This window comes from Streptomyces antarcticus, assembly GCF_026627255.1.
GTDB lineage: Bacteria > Actinomycetota > Actinomycetes > Streptomycetales > Streptomycetaceae > Streptomyces > Streptomyces antarcticus.
This window is the reverse complement of the sequence record NZ_JAPNLM010000088.1, coordinates 1-706: the sequence shown is the minus strand read 5'-3', so window position 1 is coordinate 706 and position 706 is coordinate 1. Positions and strand designations below refer to the sequence as shown.

1 protein-coding gene is annotated in these 706 nt (G+C 67.7%); it reads right to left on the bottom strand.

Going from position 1 to position 706, the window contains the following annotated elements; all coding sequences use genetic code 11:
- Positions 1-706, bottom strand: a 706-nt coding sequence (locus tag OTB16_RS39160; RefSeq protein WP_267727719.1) for an IS3 family transposase, incomplete at both ends; no start/stop codon positions are given.

Genomic DNA, 706 nt, shown 5'->3' with positions numbered 1-706 from the left:
TGGCTTCGTATTCGACCGGCGGGATGTGCCCTATCTCACCGTGGAGTCGGCGGTGGCAGTACCAGTCGACCCACTCGGCGGTGGCCAGCTCGACCTGGGACAGTGTCTTCCAGGGCCGCCCGGGTTTGATCAGCCCGGTTTTGAACAGGCCGATCGTGGACTCCATCAGGGCGTTGTCATAGGCGTCGCCGACCGATCCGATGGAGGCCGCGATGCCGGCGGCGTCCAGGTGTTCGGCGAGCCGGAAACTCGTGTACTGCGACCCGGCATCCGAGTGATGTATCAACTCGCCCCGCTGGTGCGGGAATCCGTCGCGGTCGCGCTGCCACAGCGCCATCTCCAGGGCGTCCAGGACGAGCCTGGTCTCCTTGGAAGTGGCGGCCGACCAGCCGACGATACGGCGGGAGAAAGTGTCCACGACGAACGCGGCGTAGACGACGCCGGCCCAGGTGGTGATGTGAGTGAAATCGGCCACCCAGCAGCGGTTCGGCGCGGTGGCGACGAAGTTCCGGTCCACCAGGTCCGGGGCCCGCTCGGCCTGCCCGCCGGGGATCGTGGTGACCACCCGTTTGCCGCGGACGGCGCCGGTGATGCCGAGCTCTCGCATGAGGCGTTCGACGGTGCAGCGGGCCACGTCATGGCCCTGCCGGCTCAGCTCGCGCCAGATCTTCCGGGCCCCGTAGACGCGGTAGTTGGTGGTGAAAAC